General features: G+C 60.7%; 18 protein-coding genes. 7 read left to right on the top strand and 11 right to left on the bottom strand.

What is annotated here, in order from left to right; translation table 11 throughout:
- The first annotated feature begins 74 nt into the window (after nucleotides 1-74).
- Complete coding sequence (locus AEQ67_RS07660; RefSeq protein WP_059403277.1) at nucleotides 75-1,358, top strand: NAD(P)/FAD-dependent oxidoreductase; 1,284 nt, start codon at nucleotides 75-77, stop codon at nucleotides 1,356-1,358.
- Nucleotides 1,359-1,535: 177 nt separating this feature from the next.
- On the opposite strand, the gene trxB is transcribed toward AEQ67_RS07660, so the two are convergent.
- A complete protein-coding gene (gene trxB, locus AEQ67_RS07655; RefSeq protein ID WP_059403276.1) occupies nucleotides 1,536-2,498 on the bottom strand; it encodes a thioredoxin-disulfide reductase in 963 nt (320 codons plus the stop codon).
- A gap of 314 nt (nucleotides 2,499-2,812) precedes the next feature.
- On the opposite strand from trxB, the gene cysZ reads away from it, so the two are divergent.
- Both cysZ and AEQ67_RS07645 read left to right on the top strand, forming a co-directional pair.
- Entirely contained in the window at nucleotides 2,813-3,568 is a 756-nt protein-coding gene (cysZ, locus tag AEQ67_RS07650; protein WP_059403275.1) for a sulfate transporter CysZ, read from the top strand.
- Nucleotides 3,569-3,608: 40 nt separating this feature from the next.
- Nucleotides 3,609-4,808, top strand: a complete 1,200-nt coding sequence (locus AEQ67_RS07645) for a glycosyltransferase family 4 protein (protein ID WP_059403274.1) — start codon at nucleotides 3,609-3,611, stop codon at nucleotides 4,806-4,808.
- A gap of 68 nt (nucleotides 4,809-4,876) precedes the next feature.
- Here AEQ67_RS07645 and AEQ67_RS07640 read toward each other — a convergent pair whose 3' ends face one another.
- From AEQ67_RS07640 to AEQ67_RS07630, 3 genes are all read right to left on the bottom strand, one after another.
- Nucleotides 4,877-5,980, bottom strand: coding sequence for an NADH:flavin oxidoreductase (locus AEQ67_RS07640; RefSeq protein ID WP_059403273.1), 1,104 nt, complete (start codon nucleotides 5,978-5,980; stop codon nucleotides 4,877-4,879).
- Between the two features lie 206 nt (nucleotides 5,981-6,186).
- Nucleotides 6,187-6,669, bottom strand: a complete 483-nt coding sequence (locus tag AEQ67_RS07635; protein ID WP_059403272.1) for a glutathione peroxidase — start codon at nucleotides 6,667-6,669, stop codon at nucleotides 6,187-6,189.
- Nucleotides 6,670-6,793: 124 nt separating this feature from the next.
- Entirely contained in the window at nucleotides 6,794-7,279 is a 486-nt protein-coding gene (locus AEQ67_RS07630) for an FKBP-type peptidyl-prolyl cis-trans isomerase (RefSeq protein WP_007901600.1), read from the bottom strand.
- Here AEQ67_RS07630 and AEQ67_RS07625 point away from each other — a divergent pair.
- From AEQ67_RS07625 to AEQ67_RS07615, 3 genes are read left to right on the top strand one after another with little or no spacing between them, the layout of a single operon-like run.
- Nucleotides 7,248-7,574 carry a DUF3565 domain-containing protein gene (locus AEQ67_RS07625; RefSeq protein ID WP_059403271.1) on the top strand — a complete coding sequence of 109 codons (327 nt, stop codon included), beginning with the start codon at nucleotides 7,248-7,250 and terminating at the stop codon, nucleotides 7,572-7,574. The two genes, AEQ67_RS07630 and AEQ67_RS07625, sit on opposite strands and share 32 nt — an antisense overlap.
- 60 nt (nucleotides 7,575-7,634) lie before the next feature.
- On the top strand, nucleotides 7,635-9,734 hold the full coding sequence (pta, locus tag AEQ67_RS07620) for a phosphate acetyltransferase (RefSeq protein ID WP_059403270.1): 2,100 nt from the start codon (nucleotides 7,635-7,637) through the stop codon (nucleotides 9,732-9,734).
- Entirely contained in the window at nucleotides 9,735-10,640 is a 906-nt protein-coding gene (locus AEQ67_RS07615) for an acyltransferase (RefSeq protein WP_059403269.1), read from the top strand.
- Between the two features lie 178 nt (nucleotides 10,641-10,818).
- Here the strand turns inward: AEQ67_RS07615 and cysN are convergent, their stop codons facing one another.
- From cysN to AEQ67_RS07600, 3 genes are all read right to left on the bottom strand, one after another.
- The gene (gene cysN, locus AEQ67_RS07610; protein WP_059403268.1) at nucleotides 10,819-12,717 is read right to left on the bottom strand and encodes a sulfate adenylyltransferase subunit CysN; all 1,899 of its coding nucleotides are present in this window, start codon (nucleotides 12,715-12,717) and stop codon (nucleotides 10,819-10,821) included.
- A 9-nt stretch (nucleotides 12,718-12,726) separates the two neighbouring features.
- Nucleotides 12,727-13,644: a sulfate adenylyltransferase subunit CysD gene (gene cysD, locus AEQ67_RS07605; protein WP_059403267.1), complete on the bottom strand. Its 918-nt coding sequence runs from the start codon at nucleotides 13,642-13,644 to the stop codon at nucleotides 12,727-12,729.
- Nucleotides 13,645-13,883: 239 nt separating this feature from the next.
- On the bottom strand, nucleotides 13,884-14,642 hold the full coding sequence (locus AEQ67_RS07600) for a Nif3-like dinuclear metal center hexameric protein (RefSeq protein WP_059403266.1): 759 nt from the start codon (nucleotides 14,640-14,642) through the stop codon (nucleotides 13,884-13,886).
- 102 nt (nucleotides 14,643-14,744) lie between these two features.
- Between AEQ67_RS07600 and algW the strand changes: the two genes are divergently transcribed.
- On the top strand, nucleotides 14,745-15,905 hold the full coding sequence (algW, locus tag AEQ67_RS07595; RefSeq protein ID WP_059403265.1) for a Do family serine endopeptidase AlgW: 1,161 nt from the start codon (nucleotides 14,745-14,747) through the stop codon (nucleotides 15,903-15,905).
- 123 nt (nucleotides 15,906-16,028) lie between these two features.
- Here the strand turns inward: algW and hisC are convergent, their stop codons facing one another.
- From hisC to murA, 4 genes are all read right to left on the bottom strand, one after another.
- Complete coding sequence (gene hisC, locus AEQ67_RS07590) at nucleotides 16,029-17,081, bottom strand: histidinol-phosphate transaminase (RefSeq protein WP_059403264.1); 1,053 nt, start codon at nucleotides 17,079-17,081, stop codon at nucleotides 16,029-16,031.
- A gap of 2 nt (nucleotides 17,082-17,083) precedes the next feature.
- Nucleotides 17,084-18,409, bottom strand: coding sequence for a histidinol dehydrogenase (gene hisD, locus AEQ67_RS07585; protein ID WP_059403263.1), 1,326 nt, complete (start codon nucleotides 18,407-18,409; stop codon nucleotides 17,084-17,086).
- Nucleotides 18,410-18,534: 125 nt separating this feature from the next.
- A complete protein-coding gene (gene hisG, locus AEQ67_RS07580; protein WP_007901570.1) occupies nucleotides 18,535-19,170 on the bottom strand; it encodes an ATP phosphoribosyltransferase in 636 nt (211 codons plus the stop codon).
- Nucleotides 19,171-19,299: 129 nt separating this feature from the next.
- Complete coding sequence (gene murA, locus AEQ67_RS07575) at nucleotides 19,300-20,565, bottom strand: UDP-N-acetylglucosamine 1-carboxyvinyltransferase (protein WP_059403262.1); 1,266 nt, start codon at nucleotides 20,563-20,565, stop codon at nucleotides 19,300-19,302.
- Nucleotides 20,566-20,567: the final 2 nt, after the last annotated feature.

Here is a 20,567-nt window from a genome sequence, read left to right as displayed (position 1 = left end):
TCGCTCTTACGTTTTTCGCGAGCAAGCTCGCTCCTACAGTGTTTGATTTACCGGCCATTTCTCAAGGATTGACCATGTCCTTTCCCAACCCCTGGTACTCCCAAACCTCGCAGCCCCGCCCGGCCAGGCCGCAACTGGCCGCGGACAAAAACTGCGATGTCTGCATCATCGGCGCCGGTATCGCCGGCCTCACGGCCGCCCTGGAACTGACCCGACGCGGTAAACGCGTGATCATCCTCGAAGCCCATCAAGTGGCCTGGGGTGCGTCAGGCCGTAACGGCGGCGTGGTCTCGCCGGGCTGGGCTGAAGGGTCGGGAGCGATTCGCAAAAAACTCGGGCTGGAACAGGCCAGGGCGCTGTTCAAGATGTCGGTCGAGGGCGTGGAAATCGTCCGCCACAACATTGCCGAACTGGCTCTGGCGGGTTGCGATCCATCCGCCGGGACGACTCAGGTCAAGCGTTACGACGACAGCGCCGGTGTGAAAAACCACATTGAAACCATGCGCCGCGACTTCGGTTATGAACTCAACTTCCTCGACACCGCCCAGGTCCGCGAACGGGCGCACACCTTGCGCTATTTCCAGGGCATCGAGGACCCGAACGCTTTGCACTTTCACCCACTGAATTATTGCCTGGGCTTGGCCCTCGCCATCGAAGCCGCTGGCGGGAGAATTTTCGAACAATCAAAAATGCTCGCCTGGCATCGCAAAGGCGCGCACAAAATCGTCGAGACCGCTCACGGCACTGTGCGTTGCCAGGACCTGGTGTTTTGCGCCGGCGGTTACGGCGGGCCAGAGCTGCAAAAACTCAGTCGCGCATACCTGCCCATCGCCACCTACGTGGTGTTAACCGAACCCTTGGGCGACTCGATCAAAAACGTCCTCGACTCCGGCGCCGCCTTCTCCGACGATCGTCGCGCCTCGGACTATTACCGCATTGTCGAAGGCGACCGGCTGCTGTGGGGCGCACGCATCACCACCCGCAACGAGCAAAACGAAAAAGCCCTGGCCGCGATGCTCAAGGCGGATATGGTCGCGGTTTACCCGCAACTGGCCCCGGTCAAAATCGAACTCGCCTGGTCCGGCCTGATGGGGTACTCCACCAACAAAATGCCCAACCTGGGATTGCTGGAACCGGGCGTATGGGCCTGCACCTCGTTTGGCGGACACGGTTTGAATACCGGCTCGATCGGCGGCAGGGTCATCGCCGAAGCGGTGTGCGGGGAAAGTGCCCGTTATGAAGTGTTCAAGCCGTACTTGCTGGACTGGAACGGCGGGCCGTTTGGGCGGGTTGCCGCGAATGCGATCTATCAATCGCTAAAGCTCATGGACTTCGTCCAGGAACGCTTTCGCGGCTGATCAACACCCCCCACCTGTAGGAGCGAGGCTTGCCCGCGAAGGCGTCGTGTCAGTCGACATCAATGCTGAATATTAAATCGCCTTCGCGGGCAAGCCTCGCTCCTACAGGGGATGTGGTGAACGCATTTTTTGGGCACAAAAAAACCGGCCGAAGCCGGTTTTTTCATTTCAACGATATCAGAACGAAGCGTTCTGCAGGTCGTCGAGGTAGCGCTCGGCGTCGAGTGCCGCCATGCAGCCGGCGCCGGCCGAGGTGATGGCCTGACGGTAAACGTGGTCAGCCACGTCACCGGCAGCGAAGATGCCTTCGAGGCTGGTCGCCGTCGCGTTGCCGTCACGGCCGCCCTGCACTACCAGGTAACCGTCTTTCAAGGTCAACTGGCCTTCGAACAGCGAAGTGTTCGGCGTGTGGCCGATGGCGATGAACACGCCGTCGACGGTCAGCTCGTCGAAGCTGCCGTCGTTGTTCTTCAGGCGCGCACCGGTTACGCCCATGTTGTCGCCCAGGACTTCGTCCAGGGTCGCGTTCAGCTTCAGGATGATCTTGCCTTCGGCAACGCGGGCATTCAGCTTGTCGATCAGGATCTTCTCGGCGCGGAAGGTTTCGCGACGGTGGATCAGGGTCACGGTGCTGGCGATGTTGGCCAGGTACAGCGCTTCTTCGACAGCCGTGTTGCCGCCACCGACCACAGCCACAGGCTTGTTGCGGTAGAAGAAACCGTCACAGGTGGCGCAGGCCGAAACGCCTTTGCCCATGAACGCTTCTTCCGACGGCAGGCCCAGGTAACGAGCGCTGGCGCCAGTGGCGATGATCAGGGCGTCGCAGGTGTAAGTCGCGCTGTCGCCGGTCAGGGTGTACGGCTTGGAAGCGAAGTCGACGGCATTGATGTGATCGAAGACGATCTCGGTTTCAAAGCGTTCGGCGTGCTCTTTCATGCGCTCCATCAACGCCGGGCCGGTCAGACCGTGGACGTCGCCCGGCCAGTTGTCGACTTCGGTGGTGGTGGTCAGTTGACCGCCGGCCTGCATGCCGGTGATCAGCAGTGGCTTGAGGTTGGCACGGGCGGCATAGACCGCGGCGCTGTAACCGGCAGGGCCGGAACCGAGAATAATCACTCGCGAATGACGGACTTCAGACATGACCTGCTCCTGTTGACCGGCCCAAGCATCTGGGGCGGAACGCCGGCTTGCCGGCGGGAATAAAAAAGGACCGTTGAAAGCACTTGGGGAAGGGCTTGAACTCGACAGTCCTGTAAAGGAATGGGTGCAGCGTATCGAGGGGGCGAAGATTAAGGAAATACGGTTTAACAATCCAGCTCATAGGCGGTCTCTATTCCGTTGCGATGAATTTATAGACGCCTTTGTTACAGTTAATGTCGATACCCAAACCGCGCTATCGCCCATCTGGCAAAGCCGGTAAGGTCGGCGCGTTTTCCCTTTGTTCGGAGCACGTTATGCCCGCCCCCGTTCTGTCCGGCCCGCAATACCTGCGCGAAGGCCTCAAGCTGGTCCTGAGCCCAGGCCTGCGTTTGTTCGTGTTGTTGCCCCTGGCGATCAACCTGGTGCTGTTCGTCGGATTGATCTACCTGGCCAGCCATCAATTCAGCCTGTGGGTCGATACGCTGATGCCGTCCCTGCCCGATTGGCTGAGTTTTCTCAGTTACATCCTCTGGCCAATTTTTGTCGTGCTGGTGGTGTTGATGGTGTTTTTCACCTTCACCATGCTCGCCAACGTCATCGCCGCGCCGTTCAATGGCTTCCTCGCGGAAAAAGTCGAAGTGGTGGTGCGTGGCACCGACGATTTCCCGTCCTTCAGTTGGGGTGAGCTGATCGCCATGATCCCGCGCACGTTCGCCCGGGAGATGCGCAAACTCGGCTACTTCCTGCCGCGTGCGCTCGGGCTGCTGATCCTCTCGTTCATCCCTGTGGTAAACATCATTGCCGCGCCGCTGTGGCTGCTGTTCGGGGTGTGGATGATGGCGATCCAGTACATCGACTACCCGGCGGACAACCACAAACTGGGCTGGAACGAAATGCTCGCCTGGCTGCGCGAAAAACGTTGGCAGAGCATGAGCTTCGGCGGGATCGTCTACCTGGTGTTGCTGATTCCCGTGGTCAACATCCTGATGATGCCGGCTGCCGTGGCCGGGGCGACCTTATTCTGGGTGCGTGAGCGCGGTGCCGAAAACCTGGTGGTGGCGCAACGCTGATCCGGTCACAAATCCATCATCCTATCGTCACAACGACGACATGGCCCCGGTCGACACTGGGGTCATGACGACAGCTCTGCATATCACCCTGATCACCGAAACCTTCCCTCCCGAAATCAACGGCGTGGCCAATACCCTCGGCCGCTTGTGCGATGGATTGCGCGCGCGCGGGCATCAGGTGGAGCTGGTACGGCCTCGTCAGGGTTGCGACCAGCAGATGGGCAGCGACGATGAACTGCTGCTGTGCCGGGGCTGGCCACTGCCGGGTTATCCCGGTTTGCAATGGGGCCAGTCGTCGATGCACAAGCTGCTGCGGCGCTGGAAACGTCATCGCCCGGACGTGCTGTACATCGCCACCGAAGGCCCTTTGGGCTTGTCGGCATTACGCGCGGCTCGACGCTTGGGCATCTCGGTGGTCAGTGGCTTTCACACCAATTTCCAGCAGTATTCCAGCCAGTACGGGCTCGGATTGCTGGCGCGCTTGCTGACCCACTACCTGCGCTGGTTTCACAATCGCTCGACCCTGACCCTGGTGCCGAGTGTCAGCCAGCGACTGGAGCTGGAACGCCGGCATTTCGAACGCCTGGCGTTGCTGTCCCGAGGGGTCGACAGTCAGTTGTTCCACCCGCGCAAACGCCTGAAGGCGCTGCGCGAACAGTGGGGGCTGGCCGACGATGACATCGCCGTCATTCACGTCGGACGCCTCGCACAGGAGAAAAATCTAGGCCTGCTCAAGCGCTGTTTCGACACGCTGAAAGCGACTTATCCCCAGCGAATCATCAAGTTGATTGTGATCGGCGACGGTCCGCAACGAATGTTCCTGGAGAAGGAACTGCCCGACGCGATTTTCTGCGGTTCACAACGCGGCGAAGCCCTGGCCAGCCACTATGCGTCGGGGGATATGTTTGTTTTTCCGAGCCTGACCGAAACCTTCGGCAATGTGGTGCTGGAGGCGCTCGCGTCTGGGCTGGGTGTGGTGGCATACGATCAGGCAGCGGCCGCCCAGCATATTCGCCATGGTTACAACGGCGTGTTGGCGATGCCGGGGGATGAAGCGGCGTTTTGCGATGCGGCGGTGTGGTTGCTGGAAGAGGACGAAACCTTGCGGTGCGTGCGGCTGAATGCGCGCCAGCATGCGAGTCGGCAGGGTTGGGCGGCGATCATCGAGCAGTTTGAGGGGCAGTTGCGCGGGGCTTGTTCGCAGGAGCAGGTATTGCCGGATGCAGCGTTGTTGCCTTGAAAGCTTCGCTGGCAAGCCAGCTCCTACAGGAGCGGGCTTGCCCGCGAAGGGGCCAGACCTGACGGCGCTTAAACCAGCGTCATCAACGCCTCACGGCTGAACGGCAGGATGTCTTCCTCGCGACCGTCACGCACTTTCTGCGCCCAGTCCGGGTCGACCAACAACGCACGCCCCACGGCAACCAGGTCAAACTCATCGTTGTTCAAACGCTCCAGCAGTTTTTCCAGGCTGGCCGGCTGCGCGATCTTGTCGGTGTTGACCATGAATTGCAGGAACTCGCCATCCAGACCGACGCTGCCCACGGTAATGGTTGGCTTGCCGGTCAGTTTGCGTGTCCAGCCTGCCAGGTTCAGCTCGGAACCGTCGAACTCCGGTTCCCAGAAACGGCGCGTCGAGCAGTGGAAAATGTCCACGCCCGCGTCGGACAACGGCTTGAGGAACTCACCCAGCGCTTGCGGGGTTTGCACCAGACGCGCGGTGTAGTCCTGCTGCTTCCACTGGGAGAAACGGAAGATGATCGGGAAACCTTCGCCGACGGCCGCACGCACCGCTTGAATCAATTCGATGGCGAAGCGCGAACGGTTGGCCAGGCTGCCACCGTATTCATCGGTGCGTTGGTTGCTGCCTTCCCAGAAGAACTGGTCGACGAGGTAGCCGTGGGCGCCGTGGATTTCCACGCCGTCCATGCCGATGCTCTGGGCGTCTTTAGCCGCCTGGGCGAATGCGGCGATCACGTCCTGGATGTCCTGTTGGGTCATGCCGTGCACCACGACCTGACCATCCTTCAATTTTTCCGACGGACCGTAACCCGGCACGCTGGCATCCGGCTCGGTGCCGATGCGGCGCACGCTGCCGACGTGCCACAGTTGCGGAACGATCTTGCCGCCTTCGGCGTGGACCGCGTCGACCACTTTCTTCCAGCCGGCCAATGCCGCTTCACCGTAGAAATGCGGAACGTTCGGGTAGCCATTGGAAGCCTGGTGACCGACGGTGGTGCCTTCGGTAATGATCAGGCCAACGCCCGCAGCCGCGCGGCGACGGTAATACTCGATGACTTTGGAATTGGGTACGCCACCCGGCGAAAACGAGCGGGTCATCGGCGCCATGACGACGCGAGTCGGCAGTTCGAGGGTGCCGAGGTGGAACGGTTTGAACAGGGCTTTGACAGGCATGAGGGCGCTCCACGGGGAATAACTTTATGACGGGTATAATATGGAGGCTGAAGCGCCTTGAACAGCACTATTGATTTGGGTGATTAAGGATCAAAAGACAGAAACAAAAGATCGCAGCCTCGTTTCACTCGACAGCTCCTACATGAATCGCGCGCATGTGTAGGAGCTGTCGAGTGAAACGAGGCTGCGATCTTTTGATCTTTCTCTTAGCTCAGGGCTTTTTCGATCGCATGAACGACCGTCGGATCATCCGGCGCCGTGCGCGGCGAGAACCGCGCCAGAACACGCCCGTCCTTGCCCAGCAGGAATTTCTCGAAGTTCCAGGTAATGTCGCCCGGGAACTCGGCACCCTCGCCCGCCAGCAGACGGTACAACTGATGACGATCATGACCGTTGACTTCCAGCTTGCTGGACAACGGAAAGGTCACGCCATAGTTGAGGCTGCAAAACTCCTGGATCTCTTGCTCGGTGCCTGGTTCCTGCCCGGCAAACTGGTTGCACGGCAAGCCCAGCACGCTGAAGCCTTTACCTTTGTATTGCTGGTAAAGGTTTTCGAGCGCCGCATATTGTGGGGTCAAGCCACATTTGGAGGCGACGTTGACCACCAGCACTACGTGCCCCTTGAAGGGCGCCAGTGGGAGCTCCTGACCATCCAGGGCTGTCAATTTAAGGTCGTGAAAAGCACTCATGACGAACTCCAAATTCCCGTGTTCTTCTCGAAACAGCCTCTTGGCGGCGCCGCCGGGGACAGCCGCGGACTAAAAAAGGCGCCCTCGGGCGCCTCTCCAGTTCTCGAAAGCTTAGCGCAGAAAATCAGTGGTGATGGCCACCTTCGCCATGGACGTGGCCATGAGCGATTTCTTCCTGGCTGGCATCACGGATGTCGATGATCTTGACCTGGAAATTCAGGCGCTGACCGGCCAACGGGTGGTTGCCGTCGACGGTGACATCGTCGCCGTCCAGATCGCGAATGGTGACGATCTGCATCTGGCCGTCCGGAGCGGAAGCGTGGAACTGCATGCCCACTTCCAGTTCGTCGACGCCTTCGAACATGCTGCGGCTCAAAGTGCTGACCAGTTCGGCAGCGTATTCGCCGTAGGCATCTTCAGGTTCTACGGCGACAGTCAGTTCGTCACCGACTGCTTTGCCTTCCAGTGCCTTTTCCAGGCCCGGAATGATGTTACCTGCGCCTTGCAGGTAGACCAGCGGCGCGCCGCCGGCGGAGCTGTCGATGACCTCACCAGCGTCGTTGGTCAGGGTATAGTCGATGGAGACAGCCTTATTGGCGGCGATCAGCATGGGGCGAGACCTTTTGCATAAGAATGAAGAATGTCCAAGTTTAGCGAAGCAATCGTCCGAAAGCGAACACAACCCGGACAGACGGGGTGCGACGATCACAGGCTTCCATCAAGACGAGGACGGCCACTGGGTGGCCGAGCTTTCCTGCGGCCACACACAGCACCTGCGCCACCAGCCGCCATGGCAATCCCGGGCCTGGGTGATGGAGCCTTTGCTGCGCAATGAAAAAATAGGCCAGCCCTTTGATTGCGGTTGGTGCGCACAAGGCTCGGTTAGCGATAACCTTGGCGACTGAAATTCGGTAGAAGGCCAGTCATAGGCGTTCACCACTGCCATGCACCTCCAGAGAATCCGCATGCAAACTTTTTTTATCGCACCCACCGATTTTGGTGTGGGTCTGACCTCCATCAGCCTCGGGCTGGTACGTACCCTTGAGCGGGCCGGCCTCAAAGTCGGCTTTTTCAAACCGATTGCCCAGCCCCATCCGGGTGATACCGGGCCTGAGCGCTCCACCGAGCTGGTGGCGCGCACCCACGGTCTGAAACCGCCCCAGCCGCTGGGCCTGGCGCATGTCGAGCGCATGCTCGGTGACGGTCAGCTGGATGAGTTGCTCGAAGAAATCATCACCCTCTATCAGCAAGCCGCCATCGGCAAGGACGTGCTGATCGTCGAAGGCATGGTCCCGACCCGCAGCGCCAGCTACGCCGCGCGGGTCAATCTGCATTTGGCCAAGAGCCTCGACGCCGATGTGATTCTGGTGTCGGCACCGGAAAACGAAGTGCTGACCGAACTCTCGGGCCGCGTGGAATTGCAGGCGCAATTGTTCGGCGGGCCGAAAGACCCGAAAGTCCTCGGCGTGATTCTCAACAAGGTCAAGACCGACGAAAGCATGGACGCCTTCGCCGCGCGCCTGAAAGAGCATTCGCCATTACTGCGCAGCGGCGATTTCCGCTTGCTGGGTTGCATCCCGTTCCAACCGGAACTGAACGCGCCACGCACCCGTGACGTGGCTGACCTGATGGGCGCGCAAATCCTCAATGCCGGCGATTACGAAACCCGGCGCATGACCAAAATCATCATCTGCGCCCGGACCATGCGCAACACCGTGGAGCTGCTCAAGCCCGGCGTGCTGGTGGTGACCCCCGGTGACCGCGACGACATCATCCTCGCCGTCAGCCTCGCCGCCATGAACGGCGTGCCGCTGGCCGGCCTGTTGCTGACCAGCGACACCCTGCCCGACCCGCGCATCATGGACCTGTGCCGTGGCGCGTTGCAGGCGGGCTTGCCAGTGTTGTCGGTGAGCACCGGCTCCTACGACACCGCCAACCAGTTGAATGGCCTGAACAAGGAAATCCCGATCGACGACCGTGAGCGCGCGGAGATCATCACTGATTTCGTCGCCAGCCACCTCGACGCCAACTGGCTGCACCAGCGCTGCGGCACCCCACGGGAAATGCGCCTGTCGCCCGCGGTGTTCCGTTATCAATTGATCCAGCGCGCCCAGGCCGCCAACAAACGCATCGTCCTGCCCGAAGGCAGCGAGCCGTTGACCGTGCAAGCGGCGGCGATCTGTCAGGCGCGCGGGATTGCCCGTTGCGTGTTGCTGGCGAAACCGGCCGACGTCGAAGCCGTCGCTCGGGCTCACGATATCGAGCTGCCGCCAGGGCTGGAAATTCTTGATCCGGACCTGATCCGCGAACGCTACGTCGAACCGATGGTTGCACTGCGCAAGAGCAAAAGCCTCAACGCGCCGATGGCCGAGCAGCAACTGGAAGACACCGTGGTAATCGGCACCATGATGCTGGCGCTGGATGAAGTCGACGGCCTCGTGTCCGGCGTCATTCACTCCACCGCCAACACCATCCGCCCGGCCTTGCAGCTGATTAAAACGGCACCCGGCTGCACGCTGGTGTCGTCGGTGTTCTTCATGCTCTTCCCGGAGGAAGTGCTGGTCTACGGCGACTGCGTGATGAACCCGCCCCCGAGCGCCAGCGAACTGGCGGAAATCGCCCTGCAAAGCGCGGATTCGGCAGCAGCGTTCGGCATCACCCCGCGCGTGGCGATGATCAGCTACTCCAGCGGTGAATCGGCCAGCGGCGAAGAAGTCGAGAAAGTGCGCGAAGCCACCCTGCTCGCCCACGAACAACAGCACTCGCTGCTGATCGACGGTCCGTTGCAGTACGACGCCGCCGCCAACGAAACCGTGGCCCGGCAACTGGCGCCGAACAGCCAGGTGGCCGGCCGCGCCACGGTGTTCGTGTTCCCCGACCTGAACACCGGCAACACCACCCACAAAGCCGTGCAACGTAGCGCCGACTGCGTCAGCCTCGGGCCGATGCTGCAAGGCCTGCGCAAACCGGTGAACGATTTGCCGCGCGGCGCGCAAGTCGACGACATCGTCTACACCATCGCGTTGACCGCGATTCAAGCTGCCAACCGACCTTTGGATCTTTAAATGCTGGCTTCCCTCCCTGCACCGCTGCGAGGCGTGATTGCCTCGTTGCTGTTGGCACTGAACACGATTTTGCTGTGCTCGTTTCTGTTCTGCGTGGCGATCTTCAAAGTGTTGCCCTTCGCCCTCACCCAACGTTTCACCCGTTGGCTGATGAGCCATACCCATGAAGCCTGGATCAGCAACAACAAGGCCTGGATGAACCTGGTCTGCCGCACCCGCTGGCACCTCAGCGGCCTTGAAGGGCTGGACTATCAGCACTCGTACCTGATCACCAGCAACCATCAGAGCTGGGTCGACATCATGGTCCTGCAATACGTGCTCAACCGTCGCATCCAGCCGCTGAAGTTCTTTCTCAAGCAAGAGCTGATCTGGGTCCCGGTGATTGGCCTGGCCTGGTGGACCCTGGGCTTTCCGTTCATGAAGCGCTACTCCAAGGCGTACCTGGAAAAGCACCCGGAGAAGAAAGGCAAAGACCTGGAAACCACCCGCAAGACCTGCGACAAGTTCCGCAATAACCCGGTAGGGATTTTCAACTTCGTCGAAGGCACGCGCTTCACCGAGGGCAAGCATGCGCAGCAGAAATCACCGTTCCGCTACTTATTGAAACCCAAGGCTGGCGGCATTGCGTTTGTGCTGGATGCGATGGGTGAGCAACTGGAATCGATCGTCAACGTGACCATTCACTATCCGGGCGGGCGTCCGGGGTATTGGGATTTGCTCTGTGGCAATGTGAAAGATGTGGTGGTGCATTTTCAGGAACTGAAGATTCCGCCGCAGTTCATTGGCAAGAATTACGACCAGGATGGCGAGTATCGCTTGCAGTTTCAGGGCTGGATCAATCAGCTGTGGGAAGACAAGGATGCGTTGCTGGCGCAGATGCATCGGGAGTATCCCGCCAGGGTTTGAGTTGCCAGTACCGGCCTCATCGCGGGCAAGCCCGCTCCCACAGGGTTTGAGGTGTTCATATCGCTCGCGCACGACGCGATTCCTGTGGGAGCGGGCTTGCCCGCGCCCGCGCCCCCCCACACAAAAAAAACCCCGCCGATGATCACTCATCGGCGGGTTTTTTTTTAACGGCTACCCCTTAGATCGCGCCACCCCTGCGCAGCAGATCCCGCACTTCCTTGACGCTTTCTTCCAGCGACAGCGACTGGGTGGCGATCACCAGATCGGCATCCAGCGGCACATCGAACGGGAAAGATTCGCCCGGGATGTTATCGCCAGCCGCCGCGTACAGACCTTGTGGATCACGCTCGGCACAGACCGTTGGCGAAGCCTGGACATAGACCGTCAGCAGACGTTCCTTGCCGATCAGCTCCCGAGCCTGCTCACGACCTTCGGCACTCGGTGCCACGAAGGCCGCCAGCGTCAGCAAACCGGCTTCGTTGAACTGACGCGCAACGTGCGCCGCACGACGCCAGTTCTCGGTACGCCCGGCGCGATCCTGTGGCAGACCTTTGTTCAGGTCGTGACGCAGGTTCTGGCCATCGAGTACGAACACCGCACGGCCCATGTCGAACAGCTTGCGTTCAACCGCGTAGGCCAGGGTGCTTTTACCGGCGCCCGACAAACCGCTGAACAACACGGTGGCCGGTTGCTGGCCGAAGCGCTGGGCACGTTCTTCGGTAGCAACGTGAGCCAGTTTGCCGTGGTGCGTGCTGGTGCCATGGCTCAATGGCTGAGCGATGATCATGCCGGCGGCGACGGTGCCGTTGGTCAAACGGTCAATGACGATGAACGAACCGGTGGTGCGGTTGCTCGCGTAACCGTCCAGCGCGATGGCCGCGTCGAGGCTGATCTTGACGCGACCGATCTCGTTCAGGTTCAACGAACTGGCCGCACCTTCTTCCAGGGTGTTCACGTCAACCCGGTTGACGATGCTGGTGATCGAACCCGGCACGTAAGTCGTCGCGCGTTTGATGTCGTATTTCTTGCCCGGCAGCATCGGTTCTTCAGCCATCCATACCAGCATGGCGTCGAAGGCGTCAGTCACTTGCGGCAGGTTGTCGGCGTGCACCAGCAAGTCACCGCGAGAGATATCGATTTCGTCTTCCATGGTCAGCGTTACCGCCTGACCCGGACCGGCGTGTTCCAGTTCACCTTCGAAGGTGACGATGGATTTCACGCGGCTGCTCTTGCCCGACGGCAGCACAACCACTTCGTCGCCCTTGTGCACGACACCGCTGGCCAGGGTGCCGGCGAAACCACGGAAGTTCAGGTTTGGACGGTTGACGTACTGCACCGGGAAACGCAGGTCGGTGTAGTTGCGGTCGCTGGCGATTTCGACGGTCTCGAGAATCTCCATCAGCGATTGGCCGGTGTACCACGGCGAACGCTCGGACTTGTTCACCACGTTGTCGCCCTTCAGGGCGGACATCGGCACGAAGGCCATGGTGGTCGGCTTGAACGCGATGCCTTCGGCGAACTTCAGGTAATCGGCCTTGATCGACTCGAAGACTGTTTCATCGAAGCCGTTGAGGTCCATTTTGTTGATGGCGACCACGATGTGCTTGATGCCGAGCAACGAGGCGATGAAGCTGTGGCGACGGGTCTGGGTCTGCACGCCGTAACGGGCGTCCACCAGAATGATCGCCAGGTCACAGGTGGAGGCACCGGTGGCCATGTTGCGGGTGTACTGCTCATGGCCAGGGGTGTCGGCGATGATGAATTTGCGCTTGGCGGTGGAGAAATAACGGTAAGCGACATCGATGGTGATGCCCTGCTCCCGCTCGGCCTGCAGGCCGTCGACCAGCAATGCCAGGTCGATGTCATCACCGGTGGTGCCGACTTTTTTCGAGTCGCGGGTAATGGCTTCCAGGTGATCTTCGTAGATCATTTTGGAGTCGTGCAGCAGGCGCCCGATCAGGGTGCTCTTGCCGTCGTCGACGTTGCCACAGGTCAGGAAGCGCAGCATTTCCTTGCGTTCGTGCTGGCCCAGGTAGGCGAGGATGTCCTCGCTGATCAAATCAGATACGTGCGACATGACAACCCCTTAGAAATAACCCTGACGTTTCTTTTCTTCCATCGAGCCTGCGCCATCGTGATCGATGACCCGGCCCTGGCGTTCGGAAGTTCGCGTCAGGAGCATTTCCTGAATGATGTCGGTCAGGCTGGTGGCCTCGGACTCGACCGCACCGGTCAGCGGGTAATCGCCGAGCGTACGGAAACGGACCTTCTTCTTGACGATGCGCGCCTTGTCTTCATCGCTCAGGTGATTGAGCAGGCGTTCGTCGTCGATCATGATCCAGGTGCCATTCATCTCGATGACGTCGCGCTCGGCGGCGAAATACAGCGGCACGATCGGGATGCCTTCGAGGTAGATGTACTGCCAGATGTCCAGCTCGGTCCAGTTCGACAGCGGGAACACACGAATGGATTCGCCCTTGTTGACCTTGCCGTTGTAGACGTTCCACAACTCCGGACGCTGGTTTTTCGGGTCCCAGCGGTGCTTGGTGTCGCGGAAGGAGTACACGCGCTCTTTGGCACGGGACTTCTCTTCGTCGCGGCGGGCACCGCCGAAAGCGGCGTCGAAACCATGCTTGTCGAGGGCCTGCTTGAGGCCTTCGGTTTTCATGATGTCGGTGTGCTTGGCGCTACCGTGGGTGAGCGGGTTGATACCCTGCGCAACGCCCTCGGGATTGACATGCACAATCAGGTCCAGGCCCAGTTCTTCGACCATGCGGTCGCGGAACGCGTACATTTCCTTGAACTTCCACCGGGTGTCGACGTGCATCACCGGGAACGGCAGCTTGCCCGGGAAGAATGCCTTGCGCGCAAGGTGCAGCATCACGGCGGAGTCTTTACCGACGGAGTACAGCATCACCGGGTTATCGAACTCGGCGGCGACCTCGCGGATGATGTGGATGCTTTCGGCCTCCAGCTGTTTCAGATGCGTCAGTTTGTCGACCATGGCTACTCACGAAAACGATCTTATGGACGGCCAGCGGGCCGTGTTCGAGCGGGGAATCCTAGCACAGCGACCTCTTCTAATCAGGACGTGGGCTAGATCGAAAGGGTATATGAATATACCCCCTCGTTTGGGCACAACCGGGACCTAGGAGCTGGCTTGCCAGCGAAGAGTGCCTTGAATCTTGCAGCGTTCTCGAGGCCGTCTTCGCTGGCAAGCCAGCTCCTACAGGGGGCGTGTGATTAGATCGGGTTTGGGCAATCGATGAAGATGTGCTCAAGGGCAAAGCGTCGCGCCAGGTAATCGCCCAACGCCTGCACGCCGTAGCGCTCGGTGGCGTGGTGACCGGCGGCGATGAAGCTGATGTCGTTTTCCCGGGCGCTGTGGAAGGTTTGCTCGGAGGCTTCACCGCTGAGGTACAGATCGACGCCGGCCAAAACCGCCTGATCGATGTAACCCTGGCCGCCACCGGTGCACCAGCCGACCCGGCGAATCATCTCGCTGCCTTCGATCAGCAACGGCTCGCGGCCCATGACTTCCTGCACGCGGCGGGCGAAATCCCGTGGCGTCACCGGTTCGTTCAATGAACCGACCAGGCCGACCACCTTGAGGTTATCCGGATCGAGCGGACCTTCGACCGTGATGTCCAACTGACGCGCCAGTTGCACGTTGTTGCCGACGTCCGGGTGCAGGTCCAGCGGCAGGTGGTAGGACAGCAGGCTGATATCGTGCTTGAGCAGGGTTTTCAAACGACGCTGCTTCATGCCGGTGATGCACGGGTTCTCGCCTTTCCAGAAGTAGCCGTGATGCACCAGCACCAAATCGGCGTTGGCCTCCACGGCGGCATCGAGCAAAGCCTGGCTGGCGGTGACGCCACTGACGATGCGCATCACCTGCGGCCGGCCTTCAACCTGCAAGCCGTTGGGGCAGTAATCAGCAATCTTGGCACTGTTGAGGTAACGGTCGGCTTCTTCGACGAGGGTGCTCAGGGCAACGGCCATAAAAGACTCCTAAATATCCCGTTCAGAGGCGCGCGCGGCCTCGTATAATGCGCGACATTATGGGCGGTCTCATACCGCCTGCAACCTTTCAGGACGTGCTTAATGCTCAAGGCGCTGCGTTTTTCCGGCTGGCCGCTGTTGGCCGGCGTGCTTATCGCTCTGTTGATCATCCAGCGTTACCCGCAGTGGGTCGGGCTTCCGAGCCTCGACGTCAACATGCAGCAAGCGCCGCAAACCACCACCATGCAACAAGGCCCGGTGTCCTATGCCGACGCGGTGACAACCGCCGCGCCGTCGGTGGTCAACCTGTACACCACCAAAGTGGTCAACAAACCGAATCATCCGTTGTTCGAAGACCCGCAGTTCCGCCGCTTCTTCGGCGACAACTCGCCCAAGCAGAAACGCATGGAGTCGAGCCTCGGCTCCGGCGTGATCATGAGCCCGGAAGGCTACCTGCTGACCAACAACCACGTGACCAGCGGCGCCGACCAGATCGTCGTCGCGCTCAAGGACGGCCGCGAAACCCTGGCCCGCGTGATCGGCAGCGACCCGGAGACCGACCTCGCGGTTCTTAAGATCGACTTGAAGAATCTTCCGGCGATCACCGTTGGCCGTTCCGACAACATCCGCATCGGCGACGTGGCCCTGGCCATCGGCAACCCGTTCGGCGTCGGCCAGACCGTGACCATGGGCATCATCAGTGCCACCGGGCGCAATCAGTTGGGCCTGAACAACTACGAAGACTTCATCCAGACCGACGCAGCGATCAACCCGGGCAACTCCGGTGGTGCGCTGGTGGACGCCAACGGTAACTTGACCGGCATTAACACAGCGATTTTCTCCAAGTCCGGCGGCTCGCAGGGCATCGGTTTTGCGATCCCGGTCAAACTGGCCATGGAAGTGATGAAGTCGATCATCGAGCACGGCCAGGTGATTCGTGGCTGGCTGGGCATTGAAGTGCAGCCGCTGAGCCAGGAACTGGCTGAGTCGTTTGGTCTGTCGGGGCGTCCGGGGATTGTGGTCGCGGGGATTTTCCGCGACGGTCCGGCGCAGAAGGCCGGGCTGCAGTTGGGCGACGTGATCCTCAGCATCGACGGTGAACCGGCTGGCGATGGTCGCCGTTCGATGAACCAGGTGGCGCGGATCAAACCGACCGACAAGGTCACGATTCAGGTGATGCGCAACGGCAAAGAACTCAAGCTCACCGCAGAAATCGGCTTGCGTCCGCCACCGGCACCGGTCAAAGAGAAAGAAGAAGAGTAAGCACTCGACACAAAACCACTGTGGGAGCGTGGCTTGCCCGCGATGGGAACGCCGCGGTGCAACAGATGCACCGCATTATCGTTCATCGCGGGCAAGCCACGCTCCCACAGGACTAGTGTTGAGTTACAGGTCGCTCAGGCCGTCGATGAGGGCTTGATTCTGCTCTGGCGTGCCGATGGAGATCCGCAGGAACTGGGCAACCCGTTCCTGCTTGAAGTGCCGAACGATCACCCCTTGTTCACGCAACTTCGCCGCCAGGCCAGCCGCATCGTGCTGCGGGTGCCGGGCGAAGATGAAGTTCGCCGCCGACGGCAACACTTCAAACCCCTTCGCCTGCAACTCCCCGACCACCTTGTCACGGTGCTCGATCACCAGTCGGCACGTCTTGTCGAAGTAATCACGATCCTCGAACGCCGCTGCCGCCCCGACAATCGCCAGGCGATCCAGCGGATAGGAGTTGAAGCTGTTCTTGATCCGCTCCAGCGCTTCGATCAAGTCTGGATGCCCCACCGCCAGCCCTACCCGCAAACCGGCCAGCGAGCGCGACTTGGACAGTGTCTGAGTGACCAACAGATTCGGATAACGGTCCACCAGCGTGATCGCCGTTTCGCCGCCGAAGTCGATGTACGCCTCATCCACGACCACCACCGAATCCGGGCTGGCCTTGAGGATTTGCTCGACCGCGTCCAGTGCCAACAGGCAACCGGTCGGCGCGTTCGGGTTCGGGAAAATGATCCCGCCGTTCGGCTTGGCGTAATCCGCCGGGTCGATCTGGAACTGCTCGTCCAGCGGCACCGCGTCGAACTTGATGCCGTACAAACCGCAGTACACCGGGTAGAAGCTGTAGCTGATGTCCGGGAACAGCAGCGGCTTATCGTGTTGCAGCAGACCGTGGAAGATGTGCGCCAGGACTTCATCGGAACCGTTGCCGAGGAACACCTGATTGCCCTGCACGCCGTAGTACTTGGCAACGGCTTGCTTGAGCACGTCACTGTTCGGGTCCGGGTACAGACGCAGGTTGTCATTCAGTTCGGTTTGCATCGCCGCCAACGCTTTGGGCGACGGGCCGTACGGGTTTTCGTTGGTGTTGAGCTTCACCAGTTTCGCCAGTTTCGGCTGCTCGCCCGGCACGTAAGGCACCAGATCCTTGACGAACGGGCTCCAGAATTTACTCATGTTCAGTTTCCCTCTTGATCGTCAACGATGCGGTATTCGGCGCTGCGGGCGTGGGCGGTCAAGGACTCGCCACGGGCCAGCACGGAAGCGGTCTTGCCCAGTTCGGACGCACCCTGCTCGGAGCAGAAGATGATCGACGAGCGTTTCTGGAAGTCATACACACCCAGCGGCGAGGAAAACCGCGCCGTGCCGGAAGTCGGCAACACGTGGTTCGGACCGGCGCAGTAGTCGCCCAGGGCTTCGGAGGTGTGACGGCCCATGAAGATCGCACCGGCGTGGCGGATCTGCGGCAGCCAGGCTTGCGGGTCGGCCACCGACAACTCCAGGTGCTCCGGCGCGATGCGGTTGGCCACTTCGATGGCTTGCTCCATGTCGCGAACCTTGATCAGCGCACCACGACCATTGATCGAGGTCTGGATGATCTCGGCGCGTTCCATGGTCGGCAGCAGCTTGGCGATGCTGGCCGCGACCTGGTCGAGGAACTCGGCGTCCGGGCTGACCAGAATCGCCTGGGCGTCTTCGTCGTGCTCGGCCTGGGAGAACAGGTCCATGGCGATCCAGTCCGGATCGGTCTTGCCGTCGCAGACCACGAGGATTTCCGATGGGCCGGCAATCATGTCGATGCCGACCTGGCCAAACACGTGGCGCTTGGCAGTGGCGACATAGATGTTGCCCGGGCCGACCACCTTGTCGACCTTCGGCACGCTTTCGGTGCCGTAGGCCAGCGCGGCGACCGCTTGCGCGCCGCCGATGGTGAACACGCGGTCGACGCCGGCGATGCACGCGGCAGCCAGCACAAGCTCGTTGATTTCACCGCGTGGAGTCGGCACGACCATGACCACTTCGGTCACGCCCGCGACCTTGGCCGGAATCGCGTTCATCAGCACCGAGGACGGGTACGACGCCTTACCGCCCGGTACGTACAGACCGGCGCGGTCCAGCGGCGTGACCTTCTGGCCCAGCACCGTGCCGTCGGCTTCGGTGTAGCTCCAGGAATCCTGTTTCTGTTTTTCGTGGTAGCTGCGCACGCGGGTCGCGGCGACTTCCAGGGCTTCGCGCTGGGGCACGGTAATGCGCGTGAGCGCCAGTTCCAGGCGTTCGCGCGGCAGGATCAGGTCCGCCATGGACGCAACGTCCAGGCCGTCGAACTGCCGGGTGAATTCCACCAGCGCCGCATCGCCACGCTCGCGCACAGCCTTGATGATGTCCAGCACCCGCTGATTGACCGAGTCGTCAGACACACTTTCCCAGCTCAGCAGATGATCCAGATGATGCGCGAAATCCGGGTCAGCAGCGTTGAGTCGGCGAATTGCAGTCGGTGCGGTCATAGCGAGAGCCTCATAGGAATGGCAAAAACTCAGGCGCCCGAAGCTAACATTCGATCCGCTTGGGCACCTGAGAATTCTGGCTATGAGGCGGATAGACGGCGCGACTCAAGGGTCGCGCAGGTGAATCAGCCGCGGTGTCGAGACTCCACTGCCTTGCGCAGGGTGTCGATCAACGCCTGGATACGGGCGTGCTGCATTTTCATCGAAGCTTTGTTAACGATCAGCCGGGAGCTGATGTCGGCAATGAAATCCTGGGGTTCCAGGCCATTGGCGCGCAGGGTGTTGCCGGTGTCGACCACGTCGATGATCTTGTCCGCCAGACCGATCAGCGGCGCCAGTTCCATCGAGCCATAGAGCTTGATGATGTCGACCTGGCGACCCTGTTCGGCGTAGTAGCGCTTGGCAACGTTGACGAACTTGGTCGCCACCCGCAAGCGGCCCTTGGGTTCGACATCGCCGACACGGCCAGCAGTCATCAGCTTGCAGAGGGCAATTCTCAGGTCCAAAGGCTCATACAAACCCTGGCCGCCATATTCCATCAGCACATCTTTACCGGCGACGCCCAGGTCCGCGGCCCCATGCTCGACGTAAGTCGGCACATCGGTGGCGCGCACGATCAGCAGGCGTACATCGGCCTGGGTCGTGGGGATGATCAGCTTGCGGCTCTTGTCCGGATTCTCGGTCGGCACGATGCCCGCTTCAGCCAGAAGCGGCAGGGTGTCGTCAAGGATGCGGCCCTTGGACAGTGCGATGGTCAACATGGGAAACGTCAGTCCTTATCAAGGTACTCATGCCCGGTCGCAAATGGCGCCGGACACACATCGAGGCTGTTGCCAGCCCCGATTCAAAACGAAATCGTCGGGCACGTCCCTGCGCCCATGCAGCAGAAACTAGCCCGGTACGCGGCGGATCTTGGCGCCGAGCATCTGCAGTTTCTCTTCGATGCACTCGTAACCACGGTCGATGTGGTAGATGCGGTCGATCAGGGTGTCGCCTTCGGCGATCAACGCCGAGATGACCAGGCTGGCCGAAGCACGCAGGTCGGTGGCCATGACTGGCGCGCCCTTGAGCTTTTCGGTGCCGGTGACGATGGCGGTGTTGCCTTCAACCTGGATCTTGGCGCCCATGCGGTGCAGTTCGTAAACGTGCATGAAGCGGTTTTCGAAGATCGTCTCGATCACTGCACCCGTGCCTTCGGCAATGGCGTTGAGGGAGATGAACTGCGCTTGCATGTCGGTCGGGAACGCCGGGTACGGAGCGGTCCGCACGTTGACGGCTTTCGGCCGCTTGCCGTGCATATTCAGCTCGATCCAGTCTTCGCCGCAGGTGATTTCGGCACCGGCTTCGCGGAGTTTTTCCAGAACGGCTTCGAGAATGGTCGGATCGGTGTCCTTGACCTTCACGCGGCCGCCCGTCACCGCCGCCGCCACCAGGTAGGTGCCGGTTTCGATACGGTCAGGCATGACTTTGTAAGTGGCCGGGTGCAGACGCTCGACGCCATCGATGGTGATGGTGTCGGTGCCGGCGCCAGTGATCTTCGCGCCCATGGCGATCAGGAAGTTCGCCAGGTCGATGACTTCAGGCTCGCGAGCGGCGTTGGCCAGAACGCTACGGCCCTTGGCCAGAGCGGCCGCCATCATGATGTTTTCAGTACCGGTCACGCTGACGGTGTCGAAGAAGAAGTGCGCGCCGCGCAAGCCACCTTCAGGCGCCTTGGCCTTGATGTAGCCGCCTTCGACGTCGATGACCGCGCCCATGGCTTCGAGACCACGGATGTGCAGGTCAACCGGACGCGAACCGATGGCGCAACCGCCAGGCAGTGCGACTTCGGCTTCACCGAAACGGGCAACCATCGGGCCCAGCACCAGGATCGACGCACGCATGGTCTTGACCAGTTCGTACGGAGCGATCAGGGTCTTGATGGTGCGCGGGTCGATTTCGACGCTGAGTTTCTCGTCGATCACCGGCTCGATGCCCATGCGACCGAACAGCTCGATCATGGTGGTGATGTCGTGCAGGTGCGGCAGGTTGGCAACGGTAACCGGGCCATCGCACAGCAGCGTGGCAGCCAGGATCGGCAGGGCAGAGTTCTTTGCCCCGGAGATGCGGATTTCGCCATCAAGACGAACGCCACCGGTAATAATCAATTTATCCATAA

The sequence above is a fragment of the Pseudomonas sp. RIT-PI-q genome, assembly GCF_001297125.1.
GTDB lineage: Bacteria > Pseudomonadota > Gammaproteobacteria > Pseudomonadales > Pseudomonadaceae > Aquipseudomonas.
This window is presented reverse-complemented; position numbering and strand designations above follow the sequence as displayed.